Origin of the sequence: Streptomyces sp. NPDC050703, from assembly GCF_040654435.1 — a bacterium.
Taxonomy (GTDB): domain Bacteria; phylum Actinomycetota; class Actinomycetes; order Streptomycetales; family Streptomycetaceae; genus Streptomyces.
The window spans coordinates 13452-40405 of record NZ_JBFAHX010000048.1 but is presented as its reverse complement, the minus strand read 5'-3'; the positions used below and the strand labels follow the sequence as shown (position 1 = coordinate 40405).

13 protein-coding genes and 1 pseudogene are annotated in these 26954 nt (G+C 72.2%); 8 read left to right on the top strand and 6 right to left on the bottom strand.

What is annotated here, in order from left to right:
• Window positions 1-87 precede the first annotated feature (87 nt).
• Window positions 88-1740, top strand: coding sequence for a helix-turn-helix domain-containing protein (locus AB0I16_RS30815; RefSeq protein WP_363252925.1), 1653 nt, complete (start codon window positions 88-90; stop codon window positions 1738-1740).
• 74 nt (window positions 1741-1814) lie between these two features.
• Window positions 1815-3440 (top strand): AMP-binding protein, encoded by a 1626-nt coding sequence (locus tag AB0I16_RS30810; protein ID WP_363252924.1) that lies wholly within the window; start codon window positions 1815-1817, stop codon window positions 3438-3440.
• Window positions 3441-3452: 12 nt separating this feature from the next.
• Here AB0I16_RS30810 and AB0I16_RS30805 read toward each other — a convergent pair whose 3' ends face one another.
• Complete coding sequence (locus AB0I16_RS30805) at window positions 3453-3815, bottom strand: hypothetical protein (protein ID WP_363252923.1); 363 nt, start codon at window positions 3813-3815, stop codon at window positions 3453-3455.
• A 104-nt stretch (window positions 3816-3919) separates the two neighbouring features.
• On the opposite strand from AB0I16_RS30805, the gene sigJ reads away from it, so the two are divergent.
• Both sigJ and AB0I16_RS30795 read left to right on the top strand, forming a co-directional pair.
• A complete protein-coding gene (gene sigJ, locus AB0I16_RS30800) occupies window positions 3920-4825 on the top strand; it encodes an RNA polymerase sigma factor SigJ (protein ID WP_363252922.1) in 906 nt (301 codons plus the stop codon).
• Window positions 4826-5152: 327 nt separating this feature from the next.
• Window positions 5153-6592 carry an FG-GAP repeat protein gene (locus AB0I16_RS30795; RefSeq protein ID WP_363252921.1) on the top strand — a complete coding sequence of 480 codons (1440 nt, stop codon included), beginning with the start codon at window positions 5153-5155 and terminating at the stop codon, window positions 6590-6592.
• Window positions 6593-6594: 2 nt separating this feature from the next.
• Here the strand turns inward: AB0I16_RS30795 and AB0I16_RS30790 are convergent, their stop codons facing one another.
• The 3 genes from AB0I16_RS30790 to AB0I16_RS30780 are packed head-to-tail and all read right to left on the bottom strand — an operon-like array spanning window position 6595 to window position 20957.
• Window positions 6595-7467, bottom strand: a complete 873-nt coding sequence (locus tag AB0I16_RS30790; RefSeq protein ID WP_363252920.1) for a TauD/TfdA family dioxygenase — start codon at window positions 7465-7467, stop codon at window positions 6595-6597.
• 51 nt (window positions 7468-7518) lie between these two features.
• Complete coding sequence (locus AB0I16_RS30785; protein ID WP_363252919.1) at window positions 7519-16917, bottom strand: amino acid adenylation domain-containing protein; 9399 nt, start codon at window positions 16915-16917, stop codon at window positions 7519-7521.
• Window positions 16917-20957, bottom strand: a complete 4041-nt coding sequence (locus tag AB0I16_RS30780) for an amino acid adenylation domain-containing protein (RefSeq protein ID WP_363252918.1) — start codon at window positions 20955-20957, stop codon at window positions 16917-16919. Before AB0I16_RS30780 ends, AB0I16_RS30785 begins: the two co-directional genes overlap by 1 nt.
• A gap of 841 nt (window positions 20958-21798) precedes the next feature.
• Between AB0I16_RS30780 and AB0I16_RS30775 the strand changes: the two genes are divergently transcribed.
• On the top strand, window positions 21799-22176 hold the full coding sequence (locus AB0I16_RS30775; protein ID WP_363252917.1) for a nuclear transport factor 2 family protein: 378 nt from the start codon (window positions 21799-21801) through the stop codon (window positions 22174-22176).
• A 14-nt stretch (window positions 22177-22190) separates the two neighbouring features.
• Here AB0I16_RS30775 and AB0I16_RS30770 read toward each other — a convergent pair whose 3' ends face one another.
• Window positions 22191-23318 (bottom strand): HAMP domain-containing sensor histidine kinase, encoded by a 1128-nt coding sequence (locus AB0I16_RS30770; RefSeq protein WP_363252916.1) that lies wholly within the window; start codon window positions 23316-23318, stop codon window positions 22191-22193.
• Window positions 23319-23442: 124 nt separating this feature from the next.
• A pseudogene (locus tag AB0I16_RS30765) lies at window positions 23443-24099 on the bottom strand (response regulator transcription factor); the annotation flags it as partial.
• Window positions 24100-24185: 86 nt separating this feature from the next.
• Between AB0I16_RS30765 and AB0I16_RS30760 the strand changes: the two are divergent.
• The 3 genes from AB0I16_RS30760 (at window position 24186) to AB0I16_RS30750 (ending at window position 26704) form a co-directional block, all read left to right on the top strand.
• A complete protein-coding gene (locus AB0I16_RS30760; protein ID WP_363252915.1) occupies window positions 24186-24947 on the top strand; it encodes a M15 family metallopeptidase in 762 nt (253 codons plus the stop codon).
• A 23-nt stretch (window positions 24948-24970) separates the two neighbouring features.
• A complete protein-coding gene (locus AB0I16_RS30755; RefSeq protein ID WP_363252914.1) occupies window positions 24971-26113 on the top strand; it encodes an endonuclease/exonuclease/phosphatase family protein in 1143 nt (380 codons plus the stop codon).
• A 123-nt stretch (window positions 26114-26236) separates the two neighbouring features.
• Window positions 26237-26704 (top strand): SRPBCC family protein, encoded by a 468-nt coding sequence (locus tag AB0I16_RS30750; RefSeq protein ID WP_363252913.1) that lies wholly within the window; start codon window positions 26237-26239, stop codon window positions 26702-26704.
• Window positions 26705-26954: the final 250 nt, after the last annotated feature.

Below are 26954 nucleotides of genomic sequence, written 5' to 3'. Positions count from 1 at the left end.
TGGACTCGCCGCTTCCCGCGGGGCTCACCCGAGTGGGGGCGCGAGCGTCCCGGAACCGCCGGGGTACGGCCCGCCTAGCCTTGCACGGTGATCAGTGACCAGCCGACGAACCGTCGCACCAGCCTCGCCCGGGTGCTCGCGGACTTCAGTCCCGCCCTGCTCGACCTCGTGGCGGGAGAGCCCGAACCGGCCGACGAGGTCGGCGGCGTCGTCATCCACGATCCGGGGGACGAGGTCGCCTACCCGGCGCGCGCCATCGTGCTGGGCGTCGGCGTCTACGGCACGGAGGGCATCGCCCGGCTCCTGCGCGAGGCCGGCGGGCACGGCGCGGCGGCACTCGTCGTGCGCGGCCCGGTCGAGCGCGACGAGGCGCTGGCCGCGGCGTCGGCGGCCTCGGGGGTGGCCCTGCTCAGCCTGACCCAGGGCGCGTCGTGGTCGCAGCTGACGCAGCTCCTGCGGACACTGCTCACCGAGGGGGACGTCGGCGACGCGGGCGCGGAGTCGCTCGGGGGAGTCCCCAGCGGCGATCTGTTCGCACTGGCCAACGCCGTCGCGACGCTCCTCGACGCGCCGGTCACGATCGAGGACCGCCGCCAGCGCATCCTGGCCTTCTCCGGCCGCCAGGACGAGGCGGACGAGGCGCGCGTCGCCACGATCCTGGCCCGCCGGGTGCCGGACGCCTACCTGCGGATTCTCGAAGGCCGCGGCGTCTTCAGCGAGCTGTACCGCAGCGACCGGCCCGTACACATCGCCCCCGCGGCCCTCGCGGAGGGCGAGACGGCCATTCCGCGGATCGCCGTCGCGGTGCGCGCCGGCGACGAGTTCCTCGGCTCGGTGTGGGCCGCCGTGGAGGAGCCGCTGACCCCCGACCGCGAGCGGGCCTTCCAGGACGCGGCGAAACTCGTCGCGCTGCACCTGCTGCGCCACCGGGCGGGCGCCGACGCGCGGAACCGGCTGCGGGCCGACCTCGTCGGCACGGTCCTCGAAGGCGGCGCGGGGGCGGTGGACGCCCTGCACCGGCTGGGGCTCGTGAAGGCGTCCACGGTGGTGATGGCCATGGGCCTCACCGGAGAGGGGGGCGACCACGCCCGGCTCGCGGCGGAACGCCAGCGGCTGACCAGCGCCCTGGGCATCCACCTCAACGCGGTGCAGCCGCGGTCGGCACTCGCCCTGCTGGGCGATGTGACGTACGCCGTCGTCCCGGTGCCCGCGGACCCGGCGGACGGGGGGGAGCGGGCGGTGCGGATCGCCACCGACTTCGTGGAGCGCGCGGGCAAGCGCTCCCCGGTGGTCATCGGCATCGGGTCGGTGGCGGCCCACCCGTCGGCGCTCGGCCCCTCACGGACCCGGGCGGACCGTGCCCTGCGGGTCCTCATGAGCGAGCCGGGCGGCAGACGGGTGGCGTCGATCGCCGACGTCTCCGTCGACGCGCTCCTGCTGGAGATGCGGGACCTCGCCGCCGCCCGGGGCGATGAGCTGCTCGGCCCGGTGGCCCGGCTGGTGGAGTACGACGCCAGGCACCGGTCACACCTGGTCGAGACGTTGCGCGCCTGGCTGGACGCCTTCGGCGACACCGCCGCCGCGGCGGCGAGCGGGTTCGTCCACCCCAACACCTTCCGCTACCGCGTCCGCCGGGTCGCCGAAGTGGCGCGGGTCGACCTCCAGGACCCCTCGGTACGGTTCGCCCTCATGCTGCAACTGCGCCTCATGCAGCCGACGCCGGGTCCGGCCGGGGCATGATACGCCGCGAGCCGATGGCCGAAGAGGCCCCCCTCTGAACCCGGGGAATCCCCGCGGCATGTTTGCATATGCCCATGATCATTAACGCACAGCAAACAGCCGGGCCGCAGACCTACGTCGACCGGGTCCTGGACCACTGGTACCAGGACGAGGACGCCGAGGCGCTCGTCCAGGGCGAGCGGCGGCTGACCCGGGGCCAGGCCCGGAGGCAGCTGTTCCGGCTGGGCCACGCCCTGCGCGGGCAGGGCCTCGAACCCGGCGACGGAGTGGGCCTCTTCCTGGCCAATCGCGTGGAATCCGTCCTCGCGCAGCTCGCGGTCCACCTCATCGGCTGCCGCGTCGTGTTCCTGCCACCGGAGCCGGGCCCCGGCGAACTCGCCGCACTCGTCGAGCAGTCCCGGGCGCGCGCCGTGGTCACCGACCCGCTCTTCGCCGAACGGGCCGCCGACGCGGCCGGCCGCAGCGTCCACACCCCCGCACTGCTCAGCCTCGGGCCCTGCGAGCAGCGGTGCACCGACCTGCTCGCCCTGGCGGCCGAGTGCCCGGAGGAGCGCCCCGAAGGCGTGCCCGCGCCGGGGGAGGACGAGGCCGTCACGGTTCTCTACACCGGTGGCACCCTGGGCCGCCCCAAGCTCGCCGCACACAGCCACCGCCTCTACGACGCCCTGCTCGACCTGGTGCAGGGCGACCCCGACGACGCCAGGCCCGCGGCCTTCCCCGTCACGAGCCCGGGCACCGAGCGGGTGCTCGCCGCCACGCTGCTCACCCACGGCAGCGGCCACCTCATGACGGTGCAGGCACTGGTGACGGGGTCCGTGCTCGTCGTGCTGCCCGAGTTCGAGGCGGGCGCGGCGCTGGAGGTGCTGCGCGAGGAGCGGATCACCGCCACGATGTTCGTACCGCCGATGCTTTACGCGCTCCTCGACCACCCGGAGTGCGTGCCGGGCGCGCTCCCCGCGCTGCGGCGCGTCGTCGTCGGCGGCGCGGCCTCGTCGCCCAGCAGGCTGCGGCAGGCGGTAGACGTCCTCGGACCCGTCATCGGCCAGGGCTACGGGCAGTCCGAAGCACTCGGCATCGCCGCGTTCGCCGCCGAGGACCTCGCCTCGGAGGGAGCCCGGCGGCCCGAGCTGTGGGGCAGCTGCGGCCGCGCGATAGCCGGCACCGAGATCGAGGTCCGCGGCGAGGACGGCGCGGGGGCGCTGCCCGCCAGGCAGGTCGGCGAGGTGTGTGTCCGGGGCAGGACGGTGATGCTCGGCTACTACGAGGACCCCGAACGCACCGCGGAGGCACTGCACGGCGGCTGGCTGCGCACCGGCGACATGGGCTACCTCGACGCCGAGGGCCACCTCTATCTCGTCGACCGGGCCAAGGACATCATCGTCACCGGCAGCACCAGCGACAACGTCTACTCCCGCGTCCTTGAGGACTTCCTCCTGACGCTGCCCGGCGTCCGCAACGCGGCGGCGCTCGGCGTGCCGGACGAGGAGTACGGAGAGGCCGTACAGATCTTCCTGGCCACGGCCCGGGACGCCGACGTCGATCCCGACGCGGTCGGCGCGGCGGTCACCGCCGAACTGGGCGATCTGTACACGCCCCGCAGAACGGTCCTGCTCGACAGCCTGCCGACGACCAAGGTCGGCAAGGTCGACAAGAAGGCGCTGCGCGCCGCGTGGACGGACACGGCCCCGGCCACGCGGTAGGCGGGCAGGCACTCAGCGCCGTGCCAGCGCCAGCAGGCTCAGCCCGAACATCAGGACCCCCAGGGGGAGATGGACGGACGGCACGTGCGCGACGCCGAGCACGACCTGGGCCGAGGCGAGGGCGAGGAAGCCGGACGCGTACCAGATCGGCCGGGGCGAGCCGCCGCCCGGCTTCCACGCCAGCACGGCCGCGAGGACGTACAGCATCGACGCCCCGTACATCACCCGGGCTCCGACGCTGTGCAGTGCCTCACCGTAGGAGGACGTCAGCAGCAGTCCGGCGGAGACCGCCTGGAGGAAGATGGTCAGGGTCTGCAGAGCGACCGCGATGTGCAGGAACGAGAAGCGGTGCTGTGCCGTCGCCTGGGTCGACATGTCGGGGTCCCCTCTTTCCGCCCGGGGGCGGTAGATCGATAAGGTCTCACCTGCCCGACGACACGGGCCCGTGAAAGGTAAGGCGAGGGGGAGGCGGCCGGGGCATGGGGGCTGGGGCGAGTGCCGAGGAGATGGCCGCCGAGCGGCGTCAACTGATCAACATCGCCTACCGGTTGCTCGGCTCGCTGGCCGAGTCCGAGGACGCCGTGCAGGAGGCGTACGCCCGCTGGTACGCGCTGCCGGGGAGCCGGCAGGACGAGATCGCGTCACCCGGCGCCTGGCTGACGACGGTGACCGGCCGCATCTGCCTGGACATGCTCGGCTCGGCGCGTGCCCGGCGCGAACGCTACGTCGGGGCGTGGCTCCCCGACCCGCTGCCCGACCATGCCGAGTGGGGCCATGCCCACGGCACCGACCTAGCCGATCAGATGATCCTGGACGAGTCGGTGACCATGGCCTTCCTCATCGTCCTGGAGTCCATGACGCCTGCCGAGCGCGTGGCGTTCGTCCTGCACGACGTCTTCCGCTACCCCTTCGCCGAGATCGCCGACGTCCTCGACCGGACCCCGGCGGCCTGCAAGCAGCTGGCGGCCTCCGCCCGGCGGCGGGTGCGGGCGGGGAGTGCCCCGGCATCGGCCGCCGGGCAGGCCGGCGCGGTGCGTCACGTGAAGGAGGCGTGGGAGGCCAAGGACATCGCGGCCCTCGTCGACCTCCTCGACCCCGCCGCCGTGATGACGGCGGACGGCGGCGGCATGGTCGGCGCGGCCCTCCGCCCGGTCGAAGGCGGGGCCCGCATCGCCCAGTACATGGTCGCCATCGCCGACAAGGCGCCCGGACTCGAACTCCTGGAACGAACGGTCAACGGCGCGCCCGGCCTGGTGGCACGGCGCGACGGCGTCGTCATGACGGTGGCCTCCTTCGACGTCAGCGACGGCCGCGTCACCCGGGTCTGGGCGGTCCGCAACCCGGAGAAGCTGCGGCTGTGGCCACGCGACGACGCGCGCCGTTGAGCGCTGCGGGCGCGCGCCGCGACCACGTTGCCGGACATCGGCAACGAAGGCCCCCGGACTCTGCCGCCGCCACGACCTGCCTCCCCTCGCGGACCGAGCCATAACCTGACGCCCGGTTCACCGAGGTCTACGGCGGAGGCGGCATGGCGACGATTCTCACGGTCTTCGGGGCGCTGGGAGCAGCGCCGCCGTGACCAGGCGAGCATCGACCGCGCCTCCTGCAACTCCGCCGCCGTGCACAAGGCGCCGCCCACCCGACGTGAGCGCCCCCGGCGGCCTTGACCGCGAGGACCGACCGGCCCGCCCATGAACGACAGAGAAGGTTCCATGCCACAGCCACACCGCCCCCTCCACCGCACCGCTTCCGCCGTTGCCGTCGCTCTCGCGGCCGGTCTTCTCGCCGTCACTCCGGCGCACGCCGCGCCCGCCCCCGCTTCCGGCGGGCAGAACAACGGGCGGAGTGATGTGAACGGGGACGGCTACGGTGACCTCGTCACCGCGTCCGAAGTCGCCGTGGCGGGCGCCTCGGGAGCCGGTGCGATCGTCGTCAACACCGGCTCGTCCAGCGGGATATCGGCCGACCGGTCCGAGATCGTCACTCAGGACTCGCCCGGCGTCCCCGGCGCCTCCGAGGCGAACGACCGCTTCGGGTCGGCCCTCGCGACCGGTGACCTGAACGGCGACGGCTACACCGACATCGTCGCAGGCACCCCGCACGAGAAGGTCGGCGACGACGTGGACGGCGGCACCGTCGCCGTGCTGTGGGGCTCGAAGTCAGGCGTCGACGGAGGAACCACCCTGCCCGATCCCGCCCCCGGCGCCCACGACCTCTTCGGCAACCGTCTCGCCGTCGGCGACTTCGACGGAGACGACCGCCCCGAACTGGCCGTCGGCACCGGCAGCGACGACGTGTGGATCTTCGAGGGGGTCAGCGAATCGGGTGCCGCGGGACACCGCGGTCTGCAGACGGACATCGTCGCGGACAGCTCCGAGTACTACCGCTCCCTCGCGGCCGGGGACTTCGACGGCGACGGCAGGGACGACCTGGTCGTAGGCGGCAGATACGACAAGGACGGCAGCTTCGACGGCGCCACGCTCGTCTACCCGGGCGCCACGACCACGTACACCGCCCTCCCCGACGAGGCGCACACGGCCGCCACGGGCGACTTCGACGGCGACGGCCGCGACGACCTGGTCCTCGGCTCGCCCGACGACAACGCGGTCACCGCGTACACCGGCGGCGCCGAGGGCCTGACGGCGTCCACCCGCCGCACCCTCACCCAGGACAGCCCGGGCGTCCCCGGCACCGACGAGCCCGAGGACGCCTTCGGCGAGGCGGTCGCGGCGGGCGACGTCGACGGCGACGGCTACGACGACGTCGCCGTGGGCGTGGAGTTCGAGACCGTCGGCTCGGTCCCGAACACCGGCGAGGTCGTCGTCCTGCGCGGCTCCGCCGACGGCCTCACCGGCACCGGTTCCCAGGTGGTGCACCAGGGCACCGAAGGCGTCCCGGGCGCGAACGAGCCCTACGACCGCTTCGGGTCCGCCGTCCGCCTCACCGACACCGACCGTGACGGCCACGCCGACCTGGCGGCCGCCGCCCCCATGGAGAACACGAGCAACGGAGCGCTGTGGAGCCTGCGCGGCTCCGCCGACGGCGTGATCTCCTCCCACGCGGTCAGCTTCTCCGCGGCGACCGCCGGCCTCTCCAAGGAGCCGTACACCTACTTCGGCCGGTCCATGCCGACGAGCGCGCACGGCTCCTGACGTCAGCCCTTGACGGGGCCGCCGTTGATGGCGACGCGCCGGCCGTACCGGGCATAGGGGTAGTAGTCGTACGTCGCGTGGTGCTGGACGCAGCGGTTGTCCCAGAAGACCAGGGTGTTCGGCGTCCAGCGGACGCGGCAGTGCAGCACCGGCCGGCTCGCGACGGTGTCGAAGAGCATGGCGAGGACGGCATCGCTCTCCTGGGCGGACAGCTGGGGGATGCGGCTGGTGTACGCCTTGTTGACGTAGAGCAGCCTGCGGTCCGTGACGGGGTGGCGGGCGACCAGCGGGTGCTCGCTCTTCGGGATGACGTAGTCCGGGGGCGGTACGTAGCCCTGGAGGGCCTGGGCCCCGTCGTGGACGGCGGTGAGCGGGTCGAGCAGGGAACGCATGGCCGGGGACAGCATCTCGTAGGCCAGGTGCATGTTGGCGAAGAGGGTGTCGCCGCCGCAGCCCGGCTCCGGGATCTCGGTGATGTACAGCATCGAGCCCAGTGAGGGTTCGGCGTCGGCCGTGCCGTCGGCGTGCCAGCCGTTGCCCGCCACGTTCGCCGCGGCGGACGTCGTGCGGATCTCCAGGACGCACGGGTCGCCCTCGGGCGGCGGCGGGTTCACCGGACGCGGTTCACCGAACGAGGCGGCGAACCGCTTGTGGTCCTCGACCGTGATCGTCTGGTCGCGGAAGACCAGGACGTGGTGGTCGTGGAACGCGGTGGCTATCTCCTCCAGCTGCTCCGCGGACAACTCCTCGGACAGGTCGACGCCGGAGATCTCGGCGCCGAGAACGGGAGTGATCCGTTCGGCCGTGAGCGTCCGGTAGGACCGCGCGGGACGTGTGGTCACCGCTTCCAGTGCTGCGAGTTCGTAGGGCTCCATGACGTCCTTCGCGGTAGGCGTGGCGGGGTGGTGGGCAGCGGCCGACGCGGTTCAGTGCCCGGCGGGCTCCGTCAGCGTGGCCCTGATGGTCTCGGCGACGGTGTGCACATGGGGTGGCGCGACGATGCCGTAGTGGTCGGTGGGCAGGGACCTGCGTACGGCGGAAGGGGGCAGGCAGGCGTCCCACTGCCGCGCCCTCTCCCGGGGATCGCCAGGAGACGGCATGCCGGGTGTGGGCCGGTCGGCCAGCCACAGGTGGGTGGAGGTGGCGGCGAGCGGGCGCACCTCGTGCTCGGCCAGACTGCTCAGGTTCCCCCGGCAGCAGCGGGCCAGCCGCTCGGCGTACGCCTGCGCGTGCCCCGCCGACCGGGCCGATGCCGCGGTGCCGAGTTCGGCGGTGAACACCGCTTCGATGCGGGTCCTGTCGTAGGCGGCGACCAGCGCCTTCGCGTGCGGTGGCGGCGGGTCGACGAGGTGGAGCCCGTCCACGGGACGCCGTGCCGCCTCCGCGAGGGCGGCCATCTCCATCGCCACGCGGGCGCCGAAGGACCAGCCGGCCAGGTGCAGCCGGTGGCCGTCACCGCCGAAGCGCCCCCGCAGCGCGGCGTCGTAGTGACGTGCGCGTTCGGCCAGCGGCCAGGCGGGCGCGTCGGCGTCGCGCAGGGCGGGGTCGGCGATGAGACACACGGTCGGTGCGGGCCCGAGCGCCGCCACCAGCGCCCGGTAGGCGTGGATGTCGCCGCCCACGGGATGCACCAGGCACAGGACGGCGGAGCCGGTCCCTTCCTGCCAGACGTCGAGGGCCACGGGGGACGCGGTGTTCGCAGCGACGGAGAGGGCGGGCCCGGCATGTTCGGTCGGGTCCGTCGGGTCCGCCGGGGAGAGGGCCGTCTCGACGTGCTTGAGGATCTCGGTGAGGCTGACCCGGTGGCTGAAGGAGGCCAGGTCGCAGGTGACCCCGTACTCGTCCTCGATCCGGGCGATCAGATCGAGCAGCGTCAGGGAATCGGCGCCCAGGTCGTACAGCGAGTCGTGCGGGTCGAGGCCGTCCACGCCGAGGAGGTCCTGGAGTACGCGGGTCAGGGACCCGGTCCGGTCCACCGCGCTGCCCGAGGCCGCCGAACCCGCCGCGTCGAGCGCCGCCGCGCCGCCCACGGTGGCCGTCTCCGGTTCCGCACGGCCTTCGGCGGCGGGCGCGTAGAAGACGTGGGACGCGTCGAGGTCGGTCGTGGAGACGAGGAGCTGCGGCAGGCGCAAGGACAGGGCGTGGGCGAAGATCCGCTTGCCCTCCTCGGCCGTCAGGCCGACCGCGAGGTGCGCCCGGTGGCGGCTGTCCGGGTTCGGGACCCGGGTCGCCATCCCGGTGTCGCGCCAGATGTCCCAGCCGATGCCGACCCGGGTGGTCGTCTCGTTCTCGTCGGCGCGGTGGTGGGCGAAGCCGTCGAGCAGGCTCGCGCCGGCGGCGTAGTCGCTCTGGCCGATCCCGCCGAGCAGCGCGGACATGGACGAGCAGTAGACGGCGAGCTCCGGGCGGTGGACCCGGATCAGGTGCTCCACGACGAGTGCGCCGTTCTCCCTGGCCGCGGCGGCGTCGCGCATCGCCGTGGCGTCGCGGCGGACGAGCAGCCCGCCGAAACCGATCCCGGCCGCGTGCACCACGCTGTCGAGGCGCGAGGTGTGACCGGCGACGGCAGCCGCCACCTCGTCGGCGGGCGAGGCCGCGAGATCCGCGGCGACGAGGCCGACGCGGTCGGCCCAGCGGGTCAGTCCGGCGGGCAGGCGCGGAGTCCGCGACAGGAGCAGGACCCGCCCCTCCGTGTGTTCGAGGAGCCAGGCGGCGACGGCACCGCCGATGCCGCCCGTGCCGCCCAGCACCAGGTGGACCGCGTCGGCCCCCGCCGGTACGGCGGCCCCCGGGGCCTCCGCGCCGGATGGTCCGGGCACGGCCGTGGTGCCCGGCTGCCACCAGAACCCCTGGCGGAGGGCGAGCTGCCGGGGCACCGGCGCGGCCTCGGGGTCCCGGGCGGCGCGACGGGCCTCGGCGAGGGCCGAGGCGACATGACCCGCCCAGCGGGCGAGGTCACCGTCGGGAAGGTCCAGCCAGTGCCCCTCCAGGGCGCCTTCCTGCGGGCCCACCACGACGGGACCGGCGAGGAGCGCCAGTTCGGGGCGGTGGACCGGCCCGGCCACGGGCCGGGCGCCGTGCGAGAGCCACCACACGCGCGGGGAGCCGGCCCGTCCTGACCACGCCTTCGCCAGCGCGGCGGCGGTGTCGAGGCAGGCGTGCCGGGCGCGCTCCAGCGTCGCGGGACCGACCGGCCCCGTCACCTCCAGCGGCAGCGCGTGCACCCACTCCACCGCGGCCGGGCTGTCGGCGACGCCGTCCGCCGCGAGTGCGTCGAGCAGCGGGCGCAGGGACGCCGGATCGGCCGGATCGGCCTCGAAGACGTCGGCCCCCCGGCGGGCGAAGGACTCGGCGGGGCGCACCCGCACCACGCGCGCCGCGAGGTGCGCGAAGGGCGTGAACGCCGCCTCCGGCACCGCCTCGGAGGCCACCACGACCACGACGGCGGCCCGGCCCTCGTCCGCGGCGGCTCGCACGGGCGCGGCGTGGCGCAGCCGAACCCAGTGCGGCTGGTGCAGCCACCGCGACCGCGGCAACCGGCCGGGCACACCGGCAGCACCCCCGCCCGCCCTCTCGAAGTCGTACTCCGCGAGCGCGAACGACGGCGGCGGGAAGTCCCACGGCGCCGCGGCGGGACCACTCGCCCAGATGACCGGCCGTCCGGCGGCCCACTCCTCCGCCAGGTCGTCAGCCGTGCGCCCGGCCGCGTCGACCGGCGCCGCGTCCACGGCCGCGGTGCCGTACGGCACCGTCCCCGCCGCCACCGCGCGCAGCCAGCGCACGGCGGAGGCGGCGTCCGTGACGGCTGCCGCCGCCCGCAGGCGGCGGGCCGGACGCCCGGCCTGCAGATGGCGCAGCACGGACTCGAAGCGTTCGGGGCGCAGGTCGAGGTAGTCGGCGACGCGCCCGGCGTCCAGGGCGAGGGCCCGAGCGCCGGAGGCCGAGAGCACCAGACACGCGGGCGTCGCACCGCTGGCGGCACGCCTGCCCTCATCAGCGGCGTCTTCGCTCGGGGTGTCCTCGTACGGGGTGTCCGCACCGCCCTTCTCCACGATGACGTGGGCGTTGGTGCCGCCGATGCCGAAGCTGCTGACCGCGGCCACCCGCTCGCGCCCTTCGGGCCAGGGCGTGGCGCGCGTCGGTATGTAGAAGGGGGTGGGGTCCGGGTCGATCTCCGGGTTGAGGGCACGGAAGTTGATGTTCGGCGGCACGGTGGCGTGGTGCAGGGCGAGGACGGCGCGTACGAGGCCCACCACACCGGCGGCCGCCCCCATGTGACCGAGCTGGCTCTTGACGGAGCTGAGGGCGCAGCGGCCCGGCCGGTCCACGTCGAACGCCTGCCGCAGCGCGCTCACCTCGATCGGGTCGCCGAGGCGGGTGCCGGTCCCGTGCGCCTCGACGTAGCCGAGGTCGGCGCCGGTCCTTCCGGCGCGGGCCAGGGCGGCCCTGATCACCTCGCGCTGCCCGGCCAGGGACGGCGCGGTGTACGTCATCTTGGCCGCGCCGTCGTTGTTGACGGCGGAGCCCGTGAGCACCGCGTACACCGTGTCGCCGTCCCGCCGCGCCTGCCGCAGGGGCTTGAGGACCACGACGCCGACCCCGCTCGCGCCGACCGTGCCGCTCGCGTCGTCGCTGAAGGGGCGGCAGTCGCCGTCGGCGGAGAAGATGTGCTGCGGGCGGTAGCGGTAGCCGCCGGTGAGGCCGGGGTCGGCGAGGACCCCCGCGGCGAGCATCACGTCGGCCTCGCCCTGCCGGAGCAGGCCGGCCGCGAGGTGGACGCCGACCAGGGAACTGGAGCACGCCGTCTGGGCGTTGAAGGCGGGACCCGTCAGCCCCAGGTGGTAGGCCGCCTTGGTGGCCAGGAAGTCCTTCTCGTGGTGCAGGGCGAGCTGGAAGCCGTCGGGCAGCCGGGCGGGGTCCGCCTCGCGCAGCAGGGACTGGAAGTAGGTGTTCTCCCCGGCACCGGCCACCAGGCCCACGCAGGTGTCCGAGGTGTCCGCGATGCCGGCGTGTGCCAGGGCCTGTACGCAGGCCATCAGCAGATGGCGCTGCTGCGGGTCCATGAGGCGGGCCTCATGGGGGCTGATGCCGAAGTGGCCCGGATCGAAGTCGAGCAGCCCGTCGAGGGTGCTGTGGGCGCCGACGACGCCCTCCGGGGCGTCGACACGGCGGATGCCGGTGCCGCCCGAGACCACCAGGTCCCAGAAGGCGGCCAGGTCGGGGGCGCCGGGCACCCGGACCGCCATGCCGATGACGGCGATCGGTTCACCCGGCTCGGGACGGCGGTCGGCGGGGCCGGCGGCCCGCGGGCGCGGCGCGGGATCGTCCGCGGCGGCCAGGTGGTGGGCCAGGGCGCGGACGGTCACGTGCTCGAACAGATCCGCGATGCTGAAGCGCAGGCCGAGTTCCGTGGTGCAGCGCAGGTGGAAGCGCATCAAGGTAAGGCTGGAGGCGCCCGCGTCGAAGAAGGTCTGCTCCGGTGCGATCACCGATCCGGTGACGGCTTCGAAGGCGGCGGTGAGGCGTTCCTCGGCGACGGAGAGGCCGGTGCGGGTGGCCGGCGAACGCCGTATCTCCTCGCCGGGCGCCCGCAGCGCCGCCGTGCGGTCCAGCTTCCCGCTGGGGGTGCGCGGCAGCGTCCGCAGCCGCCGGAAGCGGTCCACACGTACGTAGGAGGGCAGCAGCGCGGCGAGATGGGCGGCCAGGCCGTCGGCGGACGGGGTCTCGCCCCGGAACTCCAGGCAGGCCGCCAGGCCGTCACCGTCCCGTGCCACGACGGCGTTGACCACCTCGGGATGGCGCAGCAGGGCCGCCTCGACGGAACCGAGTTCGAGGCGGTGCCCGCTGAACTTGATCTGCTGGTCGTCGCGGCCCGCGTAGTGCAGCGCACCCTCGCTGTCGAAGAAGGCCCGGTCACCGCTGCGGTAGAACAGCCCCTCCCCGGGCACCTCCACGAAGCGGGTGGCGTCGAGATCGGGTTCGTCGAGATAGCAGCGCGTGGTCATCGTGCCGCCGATGAGCAGCTCGCCGGTGCACCCGGGCGGGACCGGGTCGCCCGACGCGTCCACCACGCGCAGGTCGGCGCCGGCCACCGGACGCCCGACGGCGGGCCGCTCGGGCCACCGATACGGGTCACCCGTCAGGCACAGGGCGCTGACCACATGCGTCTCGGTCGGCCCGTAGTGGTTGAACAGCCGGGCACCCGGCAGGCCAGAGAACCAGCGGCGGATGGCGTCGGTGCACACCAACTGCTCGCCCGCGGTGACCACGTCGCGCAGCCGCGAGGGGAACCTGCCGAGCCGCACCCCGTACTCGGCGAGCAGGTGCAGCGCCACGTACGGCATGAAGATCCGCTCGGTGCCCGCCGCCTCCAGCCGTTCGAGCAGCCCGGGGACGTCCTGGCGCCACCCGGGGCGGATGAGCTGGAGCGTGCCGCCGCCGCACAGCGTCGCGAAGACCTCCTGGAACGACACGTCGAACGACAGCATCGAGAACTGCTGGGTGGCCGCGGGGGCGCCGAGACCACCGGGACCGGACTGCCACTGGATCAGGTCGCACAGTGTGCGGTCGGAGATCTGCACACCCTTGGGCACACCGGTGGAGCCGGAGGTGAACAAGGTGTACAGCGGCCGGGCACCGTCGTGGACGCGTCCCCCGTACGAGGCGGGCGCGCCACCTGCCGATCGCCGCCCCGCGCCCGACAGGGCCACGGGATGACGCGCCACGCCCGGCGGGCACAGCGCGTCCAGCGCAGGAGCGCCGTCGGGCGGGACCAGCACGCACAGCGGGTCGACGCGCTCCAGGACGCGCCGCAGCACCTCGTCCGGGTAGGAGGGGTCGAGGGGAACGGCGGTGATGTTCAGGCGGGCCAGCGCCAGCAGGGCCACCACGTGCTCGACGGACGGCTCCAGGTACAGGGCGGCCCGGCAGGGACTCCCGTCCGCCGGAACCACGTACCCCGTGGCCAGCTCGGCGGCGAGGCCATCGGCCAGGGCGTCCAGCGACGCGTAGCCGAACGTGTCGCCGTCCGCCGTGAGGACGGCGGGCGCGTCCGGCGTACGGGCGACCTGTCGGGCGAAGCCCTCGGCGATCGTGGTGAAACCGGCGCGGGGCTCGGGACCCCGTCCATGGGCGGGCAGGGAACGCCGGTAGGGCGCGACCAGTTCCCGCGCGGTGGAGCGCTCCGCGGAGGCGAGCGCGTCCACGCCGCGCCGGAAGAGTCCTGCCATCGCCTCGACCGCCTCTGCGGTGAAGCGGTCATCGGCGTACTCCCACAGCACGTCGAGCCCTTCGGCCCGCTCGATCACGGAGACCGTCAGCGGGCACTTGGCCTCCGGTGCCGCCCACCACAGGGGCCGCCCGTCGCAGCCCGGCAGGCGCAGCGCGTCGAAGTCGGTGTTCTCCAGGACGAACAGCACATCGAACGGGGTGCCGTCCCCGACGGCCTCCCAGCCCGTCAGTACGTCGGTGAGGGCCACGTCCTGGTGCCGCAGCACCCGCGCCGTGTCGGCCGCGACCCGGGCGAGCTGAGCACGCAGTTCCGCACCCGGCACCACGGTCACGGGCAGCAGCACGGTGTTGGCCCACATGCCCACGCTGTCCTCGAACTCGCGCACGGGACGGTTGGCGACAGGGGCCGCGATACGGGGGCTGACCAGGCCCGTCACGCCGTACAGACTCCAGGCGAACACGCCGAGCAGCACCTGGAAACGAGTGAGCCCCAGCTCGGCGCAGACCCGGTCCACCGCCGACCGGCCCACCGCGTCGAGAGAGGTGTGCAGCAGCCGCGCCCGGGGAGCCCGCTGCGAACTCGTGGCCGGCAGCGGCTCCTGGAACCCGGTCGAGCCCTGGTAGTACGCCAACAGCTCGTCGCGCTGCGCCCCGTAGGCCGCCGTCGCGAACCAGTCGCTCTGCCACGCCGCGAGGTCCAGCGGATCGGGCGTCGGCGCCGGTACGAGTCCCGCATCGGTGCCGGCACCGGAGGTCTCGGCGGCGTAGGCGGCCGAGAGGTCGCGCAGCAGGACACTCAGCGACCAGCCGTCGACGGCGATGTGGTGCAGGTGCAGCAGCAGCGTCCCGCCCTCGGCCTCCGGCAGCCAGCAGGCCCGCAGCATACGGGGAACGGCGAGGTCGAACGGCTCGGCGAAGAAGGCATCGGCGAACGCACGCGCCCCCGCCTCGTCCCCCACGCGCCCTGCCTCGGCCTCGCACCAGGGGTCGTAGACCTCGCCCACGGTCTGGCGAAGCCCCTCCGGACCGGTGCCGAAACCGGTCCGCAGCGCCACATGGCGCTCCACCAGGGACCGCAGCGCGTGGCGCAGGGCGGCGACATCGACAGGACCGTCCACGCGGAAGGCCTGATGGACGGAGTACGCCCGGGAGCCGGGCAGCCTGCGCTGCAACAGCCACAGCCGCTGCTGCTCACTGGTGGCGGGCGCCGAACGGGCCCCGGCGACGACCGGCACCGGACAGGCGGCCCGCCCACCGGTACCGGCCGCGGCGACGGCACGCGCGACGCCCGCCAGATCACCGCGCAGGACCTCCGCGGGAGACACGTCGACACCCCACCGCCGCCGCACCGCGAAACAGAGCCGCAGCGCCTTCAACGAGTCCCCTCCGCTCGCGATCCACCGGTCACCGAGGCCGAGCCCGGTCGCACCCAGGACCTCCTCGGCCAGATCGAGGACCTCACGCTCCCTCCCCGTCACGGCGGCCCCGGCGGAGGCGGACGGGCGCCAGGGCCGGCCGGCCCGCCGAAGCAGCGCCGACTGGTCGACCTTGCCGTTGGCGTTGAGCGGCAACTCCTCGACGCGGTGGATGCGGTGCGGGCGCATGTAGCCGGGCAGGCGGGCGCCCAGATGGCGGTCGAACTCCTCGTACGACAGCTCCTGGCGCGTGACGACGAACGCCAGCAGTTCGTTGGGTCCGGCCTGGTCGAAGCGGTGCGTGCACACGTACGCCTGGCGGACGGCCGGGTGCGTGAGGACCTGCCGCTCCACCTCGCCGGGCTCGATCCGGAAGCCGCGCACCTTGACCTGGCGGTCGGTGCGTCCGACGTACTCCACCCGCCCCTGGTCGTCGGCCCGCACCAGGTCACCGGTGCGGTAGTGGCGCTCCCGGCCGCCGTCGAGCCAGGCCGGCCGCACGAAGCGCCGCTCGGTCTCCTCGGGCAGGTTGCGATAGGCGCGGGCGAGACCGGCGCCGCTCAGCAGGAGCTCGGCGACCTCACCCGGGGCGGCGACCCGCTCCTGACCCGGCACGACCAGAACGGCACCGGTCAGCGGCAGCGGACGGCCGATCGGCACCACATCACCACTGAAGTCACGCGGGATGGGGTGGCACAGGGCGAAGGTCGTGGACTCCGTCGGCCCGTAGACGTTGAACAGGCGGGTACGGCTCCCGGCGTTGTCCCGGTACCAGCGGCGCATGATGGCGGCGTTGAGCTGTTCGCCGCCCACCAGCACCTGCTCGGCCGCGGCGAAACAGTCGGGCACGGCCGTGACCACCGCGTTGAACAGGGCGGTCGTGACGAAGCAGGTGTCCACACGCTCGCGCCGCAGCGCCGCCGCGAGCCGCTCGGGCGTCTGCGCGTCCTCGTCACCGAGCACCACGCAGCAGCCGCCGGTCACCAGGGGCGTCCACACCTCGAAGCTCAGCGCGTCGAACGCCGGGTTGGCGAGGCAGGCGTAGCGCATACCGGCCTCGACGCGCAGGTAACCGGGGCGCGCCAACCGCATGATCCCGGCGTCGCACACCTCGACGCCCTTGGGCCGCCCGGTCGTTCCGGAGGTGTAGAAGACGAAGGACACCTGATCGGCGGGGAGCGGGCCCGGCGCCGTCTCGACGCGCGGGGGCCCGGTCCGCGGGGCCGCGGCTTCCGGTGGCCCGGCGAGCAGGGTGTCCACGGCGAGCGGCACCACGCCTTGAGGCAGCCCGGTGGCGATGTCGGCCCTCGCGTGGACGAGGGTGGTCGCTCCGGAGTCCGTGAGGATGAAGCGGCGGCGCTCCGCGGGGCTCTGGGTGTCCACGGGCACCACCGTGGCTCCCAGCCGCAGGACGCCCAGCATCACGCAGACCAGCCGCCAGGAGCGCGGCAGCGCCACCGCGACGGCCTCCCCGGGCGCCACGCCCCGGCCGCTCAGCGCCTCCGCCACGGCGGCGGCAGCGGTGTCGAGTTCCGCGTAGGCGAGCCGGACGTCACCGTCGACGACCGCTTCGGCGTCCGGTGTCCGCAGGGCCTGGCGGTGCACCGCGAGGGCGAGGCCGCCAGGCGCATCGGTGGGCGGGGCCGCGTCGGCGGGGGTGTTCTCGATGTGCGGTTCCATCACGCCTCCGACGTGCCGAGAAGGGCCGAACGCTCAGCGGCGCCGGCAGCAGGACCGGCCCCCAACCGTTCGAGCTCGCCGGTGAGAACGGAGGCGACACGCGGCAGCTCGTCGCTCTCCAACATGTCCCAGTGGCCACAGGCGACCGGCACGACCTCGAACGCCCCACTGACCCGGCGCTCCCAGAACGCCCGCAGCCCGGCGCCGTCGTCGTCCTCCTCCACGTCCGTCGCCTGCATCAGCACGACACGGGCGGGCGACACGGGCACCACGTAGTCACGAGCCGTCTCGCGGTGGTGGTTGTACACGGTGAGGTACCGGGCCACCTGGGCGTCGTCGATGCCCGGGTACATGCCGTTGAAGCGGACGAGCTTGTCCCGGAACTCCGCCATGCCCACCGGAGTGATCGCGGCGCGCTGCTCCTCGCCCTCCGCGCCATGGGTGTCCAGCAGGACCACGCTGACCCTCTCGTGCCCGGCAGCCACCAGCAGCCGGCCCATCTCGTACGCGATGAGACCGCCGTAGGACAGCCCGCACAGCACCAGTGCCTCGTCCGGGCGGGGAGCGATCAGCCGCAGATACGCGGCGGCCATCGCCTCCACGCCGGGCAGCACCGGCTCCCCGGGGTTGATTCCGGGGGCCTGCAGCCCCACGACGCCGACGTCGTCGGCGAGCGCCGTGGACAGCTGCAGGTAGCAGAACGCGGTACCGCCCGCGGGGTGGACGCACACCACGCGCTGCCGGCCGGTCCCGGCGCGGAACTCCACGAGACTGCTGTGCTCGACGCCTCGCGCGGGTCCGCCCTGCGTGTGCTCGGCGCCCGGCGAGGCTTCGGCACCGCGGGAGGTTCCGGCACCGCGCACCCGCTCGGCGAGCGCCTCGATGGTGGGATGCAGCATGACGTCCCGGACCGGCAATGTCACACCCAGCTCCTCCTGTACGGCGGACGCCATCTTGATCGCGGAGATCGACGTGCCGCCCAGCTCGAAGAAGTTGTCGCCGATGCCCACCTCCGGGTGCAGCAGCACACGCCGCCAGATCCGGTAGAGCGCCATCTCGACGTGGTCGCGGGGCGCGGCCGTGTTGACCCGTCCGGCGCGGGCCCCCGCCGCGGCGCCGAGCACGGCCGCACGGTCGACCTTGCCGCTGCGATTCAACGGCAGCCGCGCGAACTCGGCCACCACGGCCGGGATCATGTAGTCGGGCAGGCGGTCCTTGAGGGCCGCCCGCCACTCGTACGGTGTCCGCGCCGCCTCGGCGTCACAGCCCACTCCGGCGACGAGCTGCGGCCCACCGGGCGCGTCGCGGTCGGCCAGGGCCACGGCTTCCCGCACCCCCGGCACCGCGAGCAGCGCCGCCTCGACCTCGCCGGGCTCTATGCGGAAACCCCGCAGCTTGAGCTGGTCGTCGCGGCGGCCCACGTACTCGGCGTTGCCGTCCGGCAGCCAGCGCGCCAGGTCACCGGTGCGGTAGACGCGCCCGCCGGGCTGGAACGGGTCCGGGAGAAAGCGTTCGTCGGTGAGGTCCGGCCGGTTGAGGTACCCGCGGGCCAGACCCGCCCCACCGAGGTAGACCTCGCCGGAGACGCCCACGGGCACCGGGCGCATGCGCTCGTCGAGCAGATACAGGCGGGTGCCGCGCAGCGGCCTTCCGATGGGGCAGGACCGCTCGGCGGGGCGCGGGTCGGTGTAGGCGACGGAGTACAGCGTCGCCTCCGTGGGACCGTACCCGAAGCAGACGCGCAGTCCGGGCAGCGCCTCACGCATCCGGTGCAGCGCGCCCTCCGGCAGCGACTCCACTCCCGTCAGGAGTTGGCGCAGACTCAGCCCCGCGAGCCGCGCGGCCGGGTCCTCGTCGATCCACAGGACGAACGACGGCGGCAGGAACGCCTGCGTCACCCGGTGCTCACGCAGCCAGCCCATCAGCGCCCCGGGGTCGCCCCGCAGCTCATCGGGAACCACATGGAGCACCGCGCCGGTGGTCAACGGCATCAGCAGTTCGTGCACCGACGCGTCGAAGCCGATGCTCGACCAGGCCGACGCCGCCTCGCCCGGCGCGTCGCCCATCAGCTCACGCCAGTGCTCGAAGAGGTTGACGACACTGCCGTGCGTCACCGCCACGCCCTTGGGACGGCCGGTCGATCCCGAGGTGTAGATGACGTACGCCAGTCGCGCCTCGTCGGCTTCGATACCGGGCGCATCGTCACGGGCACCCTCGGCCTCCACCTTCGCGAGGTCCTCCCACGTCTGCGGTACGTCGCCCGCGGGGTCGGCCCGGTCGGTGAGTACGAGAGCCGGTACGGCGTCACCCACCATGGCGGCGAGCCGTTCGGAGGGCTGCTCGGGGTCGAGCGGCAGGTAGGCGGCCCCGGCCTTGAGGATGCCGAGCACACCCACGACGAGGTCGACCGTACGCCCGGCGTGCAGGCCCACGACGTCATCGGGCAGGACACCACGGGCGATCAGCGCGTGGGCGAGCCGGTTGGCGCGGCGGTCCAGCGTCACATAGTCCAGCGAGGAGCCCCCGGCGACGACCGCCGCCCGCGTCGGCCGCTCCCGCACCCGCGCCGCGAACCGCTCAAGCAGCCCCGGCACCGGCGACGCGTCGCGCACCTCCGGTACGGGCCCGATGCTGTAGGCCGCGACAAGGGCCCGCTGCTCGTCCTCGTCCAGCAGCGTCAGGTCGGCGATCCCGGCTTCCGGCCGCTCGGCCATCAGACGAAGCACGCGCAGAAACTGGCGTACGTACCGTTCGACCGTCGCACGGTCGAAGAGCGCCACCGCGTAGTCGATCTCACCGGTGAGGCGTGCGCCCTCGTCGGCCAGCGCCAGGACCAGGTCGAACTTGGCCGGGACGTGGGCGGCGTCCTCCCGCAACTCCACCTGGAGACCGGGCAGGTCGAGTTCCTGCCGCATGGAGGGGACCCAGGCGAACATGGTCTGGAAGAGCGCCGTATAGGCGGGGCTCCGCGGCGGGTTGACCAGCTCCACGACGCGCTCGAAGGGCAGGTCGACGTGTGTGAGGGCGTCACGGATGCGCTGGTTCACGCGGCGCAGCGCGTCGCTGACGGTGGGGGAGTCGGAGAGGTCCGCGCGCAGGGCCAGAGTGTTGACGAAGAAGCCGATCAGGGACTCGACGTCACCGCGACGGCGGTTGGACGTCGGGGCGCCGACAACGATGTCGTCTTGGCCTGAGAGCAGGGAGAGCAGTACCGACCAACCGGTCAGAACCGTCGCGTACAGCGAGACCCCGTTGCGCTCGGCCACCTCACGCAGGGCCCGCGTCAGTTCCTCGTCGACGACGACTGGCACCCGGGCGCCACGGAAGTCCTGCTGGGGCGGACGGGGCCGATCGGTCGGCAGGGACAGCACGGCCGGGGCATCGGCCAACGCGGCGGTCCAGTACTCGGCGTGTCCAGCGGGCTCCGCCCCCGACATCCACTCCCACTGCCAACGCGCGTAGTCGCTGTACTGCCAGGTCAGTTCGGGGAGCGAGGCGTCCTCTCCCCGCTGAAGCGCCGTATACACCAACCCCAGTTCGCGCAGCAGCAGAGAACGGGACCAGCCGTCGAAGACGATGTGATGGGCGACCAGAATCAGTACGTGGTGGTCCACCGCGAGCGCCACGAGGCACCCGCGCACCATCGGCTCCTCCCCGAGACGGAACGGAGCGCCTTCCACCTCCCGCCGTATCGCCGCCAGTCGATCGGCCGCGTCCGGCTCGCCGCTCAGATCCTCACAGGCAATCGGAAAGCCATCGCCGGGCGGGTCGACGACCTGCATCGCCGAACCATCCGTCGGCACCAGCCGGGTACGCAGCGCCTCGTGCCTGTCCGCGAGCAGATGCAGCGCTCGAACGAGCAACTCCCGGTCCAACGGCCCCCGCAGATCGAAGGGCATGGCCTCGTTGTAAGCAGCGCTGGCGTCACCATCCATACGTGCCAGAACCCACAACCGCTCTTGCCCCAGCGACAGGGGAGCGAAGGGTATTTCCTCATGGGGGGAGGGCTGAGGTGTTGCGGCGTTGCGGGGGGAGGACACGTATTACCCTTCACAAGAATAAACGCCAGGCCGTACGCAGTGATGGGCGTACGCAAGGTTGTACATGTGCTGAAACTCTGAACTCTGCGTTCTCCCTCTGAGTTCGGTGCGGGAAGTGTGGAACGCCGGGAGGGAAAGGGGCCGAGGTCACCGGATTTCGGAAATACTCAATGGTCCGCGCATCGCGCCATCGCGCGCTATCTGGGGCTTTGTTGCAGAATATTTCTTTGAGTTTCTTTCTGATCATATTAATGACATGCAGTCAGCTTGAAGGTCAATGGTGATCTACGCCACACCGAAATGAGAGTGCGGCGATATCGGGTATTCGGGGCATCGGGGCAGGGCGTGGGGCAAGCCTTGGCTTGCCCCGGCAGCGGTCAGCTCGACGGTGGGACAGGGTGGGAAGCGTCGGCGGCAACGGGGCTCGTGAGGCCGGGCGCGGAGGCGGGAGCTGTTGCGGCGATGCTATGTATGCCGCCGGATGCGGGGAGAACCACCTCGGATGCGGGCACGGCGACGGGGCTGGCGATCGCGGCGGCGATGGCGAGGATGGCGAGGGCGCGTAGGGTCGACTTGGGCACGGTGAGGCTCCAGTTTCTGCGGATGAGAGACGCGGTCGCGTGAGGGCGTCTGAGGTGCGTGAGGCCCTGGACCCGATCGTCGCAACCGGTCGGACGCCCCGGAATCATCCGCAGGTCGGGGGCGCATCCGCCGAGCGGGGGAGCCGCCGGACCGGGATCGAGGCCGGGCTGGTCCACCGTAACCGAAAGGCGGCTCGCGGTAATCGGAGGACGGCTCGCGCGGTGAGCGCACTGCGAGGAACGACTGGTATTACTGGTGTATGCAGGAAGATACCGCGCGGTCCGCGATCGACACGTTCCTCTCCGCGTTCAACGCCTTGGACGACAGCTATGTGACGCCGCTGCTGTCCCAGTCGCTGACCTCGGACGTCATCTTCTGGGGGCCGTTGGGCCGCAGCGAGGGGATCGAGGCGGTCGAGCGGTTCGTGCTGGACATCCGGCGCCACCCGGCGGGGATCGGCACGATGGTCCGTGCCTCAGGGGTGGACATGCCCGACGAGTGGGCCCGCTACCAATGGGTCTTCACCACGCCGGACGGCGGCCCCCGCCTGACGGGAACGGATGTCGTCCACTTCCGGCGGAGCCTCATCGACCAAGTCATCGTGTTCGCGGGCGACATCGAGCCGTCCGCCTCCTGAGCCCCTGCGCCCGCTCACCACAGGTATGGCCCACTGGCGTCCACGGTTATGCCAATTTCTGCGCCCATCCCCATGAGGGTGGTGTCTCCCGTGGGAAGTCCCACTGTGATACGCATCCCGCCGTCGGGGCGTGGAGTGAGAGTGAGTATTCCCTCGTGAGCCTCGGTGATGGTCTTGACGATCGCCAGGCCGAGGCCGACGCCCGCATGGTCGGCGTGTATGCGCTCGGTGCCGCGCTGGAATGGTTCGGTGAGCGCGGAGACCAGCTCCGGCGCGAGCTTCTCCCCGGTGTTCTCGACAGTGAGCATCACGGCATGGGGATGGACGCTGCTATTGATCCAGACGGTGCCTTTCTCGGGCAAGTTATGGACGATGGCGTTGTGCACGAGGTTGGTGATGAGTTGCAGCAGGAGTGCTTGCGAGCCGGTCGTGGGAGTGATGTCACCGGAGGTCACCAGGGTGACGCCGTGCTTTTCCGCGAGGGGCAGGAGCGTTTCGATCGTCTCTTCCACGAGGAGTGACAGGTCGACAGGCTCTCGTATGAAGGCTCCTTGGTTGGCACGGCTGAGCAGAAGCAGTGCTTCGGTGAGGTTGATCGCACGGGTGTTGACGGCGTGCAGGCGCTCGATGAGTTCACCGGTGTCGTGGTCCGGATCGGTGCGGGCCACGTCGAGCAGCGCTTTCGAAATGGCCAGCGGAGTGCGTAACTCGTGTGAGGCGTTGGCCGCGAATCTCTTCTGCTCGGCCATGTACGCTTCAAGCCGTGCCAGCATCATGTCGAAGGCGTCGGCGAGATCGCGGAACTCGTCCTTGCGTCCGGGCAGTTGGGTCCGGTGGGAGAGGGACCCATTGGTGGCCATGCGTGTGGCATTGGTGATCTGGCTCAGGGGGGCGAGCATGCGGCCGGCGAGGAACCATCCTCCCAGGAGGCCGAACACCAACAGGAAGACCATGACCGCGGCTGCCGCCGGCGCGAAGGTGTGTACGAGGAGCTGGCGATTGGGATTCTCGTAGAGCATTCGGCGGTCCCAGTCGTCGGGCACGTATTTCAGCAGGAACACCCATACGGCGGTGAGCAGCAGGGCCCCGGCGAGCATGACGAATCCGGCATAGCTGAGGGTGAGTTTGAGCCGAACGCTCATCCCCGGTGCTCTATCCATGCTCGACCCCTCCCTGCTCGGCCTTGCCCTGCTCGGCCCCGCTGAATTCGACCCCTCCTTGGTCGGCCCCGCAAGGCTCGATCCCTTCGCGTCCGGCCTGCGGTTGCGTGTCGATGCGGTAGCCCACGCCCGGCACGGTGGCGATGATCCATGGCTCGCCGAGACGCTTGCGCAGAGCTGAGACGGTGATGCGCACGGCGTTGGTGAACGGGTCGGCGTTCTCGTCCCACGCGCGTTCCAGAAGACGCTCGGCGCTGACGACACCGCCTTCGGCAGCGACGAGGACTTCGAGCACGGCGAACTGCTTCCTCGTCAACGCCACATAACGGCCGTCACGGTAGACCTCTCTGCGGAAGGGGTCCAGCCGAAGTCCCGAGATCTCCCGCACGGGCGGCCTGCTGTGGGCACGTCTGCGGTCGAGCGCTCGCAGCCTCAGTGCCAGTTCTCGGAGCTCGAAGGGCTTTGTGAGGTAGTCGTCGGCGCCCAGCTCGAACCCGGAGGCCTTGTCGTCGAGACGGTCGGCCGCGGTGAGCATGAGGATCGGCATGCCGCTGCCGGAGGCGACGATGCGTTTGGCGATCTCGTCACCGGACGGCCCGGGAATGTCCCGGTCGAGGACGGCGATGTCGTAGGCGTTGACGCCCAGCAGTTCCAGAGCGATGTCACCGTCGCCCGCTATGTCGGCCGCGATGGCCTCAAGGCGTAGGCCATCGCGGATTGCTTCTGCCAGATAAGGTTCGTCCTCGACGATCAACACGCGCATGCTTCGATGCTACGAGCCGGTGCATATCGTCGGCGTATCGAAAACCACATACGTGCCGGCAACGCCGCGCTGCGTTGACTGGCGGCATGAATCAAACACCACCGTCATCAACACGCACGATGCTCCGCCGGAATCACCGGCTCCCTGTCATCGGCGCGACAATCGTCATCGCAGCGTTGATCGCAGCCCTGGGATATCAGTGGCAAAACTCCCCGGGCTCCTCCCACCTCTCACACTCCTCGCACTCGTCACGCTCAGCAGGCTCTCCGCACTCGTCAGGCTCTTCGGCCGCACCGCCCGGGAAGACCTCGTCGGTCGCACCGCCCTCGAAAGTCCCCTCTGGCCCCTCTGTCCCATCGCCGAACGCGCATCGCGGGGAGCGGCGTGACGCGTCCGGGGAGGCCGCAGGTGCCGTTCCCGACGGCGTGACGGTCCTCGACGACGAGATACCGGCCGTGGTCAAACTCGATCCGGATTTGCTCAAGGCTCTCCGCCGGGCCGCGACGGACGCCGCGGAGAGCGGAGCCGATTTCCGCGTCAACAGCGGCTGGCGTTCCGAGGGGTATCAGGATCAGCTTTTCCGCGAGGCGGTCTCCAAGTACGGGTCTGAGGACCAGGCCGCCCGCTGGGTGGCCACCGCGGCGACATCACCGCACGTTTCGGGGGACGCGGTCGACCTCGGACCTGCGGACGCGACGGCGTGGTTGTCCGAGCACGGTGTCGAGTACGGACTGTGTCAGATCTACGAGAACGAACCCTGGCACTACGAACTGCGCACCGATGCGCCCGATCACGGGTGCCCGCGCATGTACGCCGACCCCACCCGGGATCCGAGGATGCGGCAGTGACCGGCAGTGAGCGAGGACGGACGATGACGCAGGTGGAGACGGCGAAGACGGCGGAGACGGCACAAGCGGCGGAGGCGGCGGAGATGGGGGAGACGGTAGAAGCGGCGGAGACCGAGCAGGGCGGTGCCGGCCTCCGGGGGGCCGGCCCACGGAGACGTGGCGAAGCTATGCGCCGAGCCATCCGCATCGGCCTCCGGCCGGGTCCCTGGAAGCGCGGCCTGGTCCTCGCGGCACTGGCGGTGCTGCTGGGCCTGTGCATGCTGCTGCACGCCAGGATTCCGAACCGGATCGGGAATCTCGGCAGCCTGATGGAGACGACCCTGCCGTGGTTCGGCCTGTTCATCCCGGCGCTGCTGGCCGGCGCGCTGTGGCGCCGCTCGGCCTCCGCGATGACCGCGCTGCTGCTGCCGGTGGCCGCATGGCTGCACCTCTTCGGTGGGCTTCTCAGCGACAAGTCGCACCAGGGCGGCGACCTCATGCTCGTCAGCCACAACGTCCGCGCGGACAACCCCGACCCGGTGGCCACCGCCCGCGACCTGGCCGCCTCCGGCGCTGACGTGCTGGCCCTGGAGGAGATCACTGCTCAGGCGAGGCCGCTGTACGAGAAGGAACTGGCGAAGGAGTACCCGCACCACACGGTGCAGGGCACGGTCGGGTTGTGGAGCAAGCTGCCGCTTACGGACACCCGGCCGGTCGACACCATGATGGATTACGGACCCCTGGCGGACACGAAGCCGGCCCACGTCAAGATGACGTACAACCGGGCGTTGCGTACCACTGTGACCACGAAGCAGGGACGGCTGGCGGTGTACGTGGCTCATATGGGATCGGCACGGGTGAATCCCAGGACGGGCTTCTCGGCAGACTCGCGGGACAGAAATGCCCAGGCGCTCGGCAAGGCCATCGCCGCGGAACAGAATGAGCGGGTGGTGCTGCTCGGCGATCTGAACGGCACCATGGACGACCGCGCGTTCGCCGACATCACCTCGCGGTTGCGTTCGACGCAGGAGGTGGCCGGGAGTGGGTTCGGCTTCAGCTGGCCGGCCACGTTCCCAGTGGTGCGGATCGACCAGATACTGGTCCGCGGCGTGCAGCCGACGAGTTCCTGGTCACTGCCGGCCACGGGCAGCGATCATCTGCCGGTGGCGGCCAGGATCAACTGGTGAACACCGGCGGGGCTGAGTGCCGGAACAGCGGAGGGCTGTCGCTGCTGCGATGGTGGTGCGTGGCCGGCCGACCGTTGGCGCGGCGTGGCAGTGAGCGGTGTCCGCAGGTGCATGCTCGTGTTCATGCAGAGACTCGACATCACCCGGGCTCCGGCCGCCTCGGCTTCCATGATCGTGCGCAGGCCCGCGGTGGAGGTGTGCGAAGCGTTCACGGATCCGTCGGTCACGACCCGGTTCTGGTTCAGCCGGAGCAGCGGCCGCATGGTCGAGGGGGCGGAGCTGCGCTGGGAGTGGGAGGCCTATGGCGCATCGGTACAGGTGTGGGTGAAGGTCGTGGAGGAGGGGCGCCTGATCCGCTTCGAGTGGGGCAACTACGAGCAGCCGACCCAGGTCGAGGTGGTCTTCACGCCGCGGCCTGCGAACGCCACGCTCGTAGAGGTCACGGAGACGGGCTTCCAGGGCTCGGGGGACGCGACACTGCGCTGGGTCAACGACACGGTCGGCGGTTTCACCACGGCGCTGTGCGCGCTGAAGGCACTGTTGGAACACGGCATCGAACTGGGTGCGGTAGCAGACCACCATCCGGCCTGACCGGCCCCACGGCGGTCTTGCTCCGGTCTGGATCGGCCCCACGTCCTCCCTGCTTCGGGCTGGACTGGCTCCGCCTCGTCCTTGCTCGGGGCCCGTCCCAGGGCCCGGCAGGGCGCAGCAGATGACCGGCACCGGACCGGCGTGGCCCAGCAGATGACCGGTGCCGGACCGGCGTGGCCCCCTCGCGACGCGTCATCGTCCACCGACCCGCGGGGTGGGGGCCGCAACCCGCCGGGCATGCGGCGGGCGC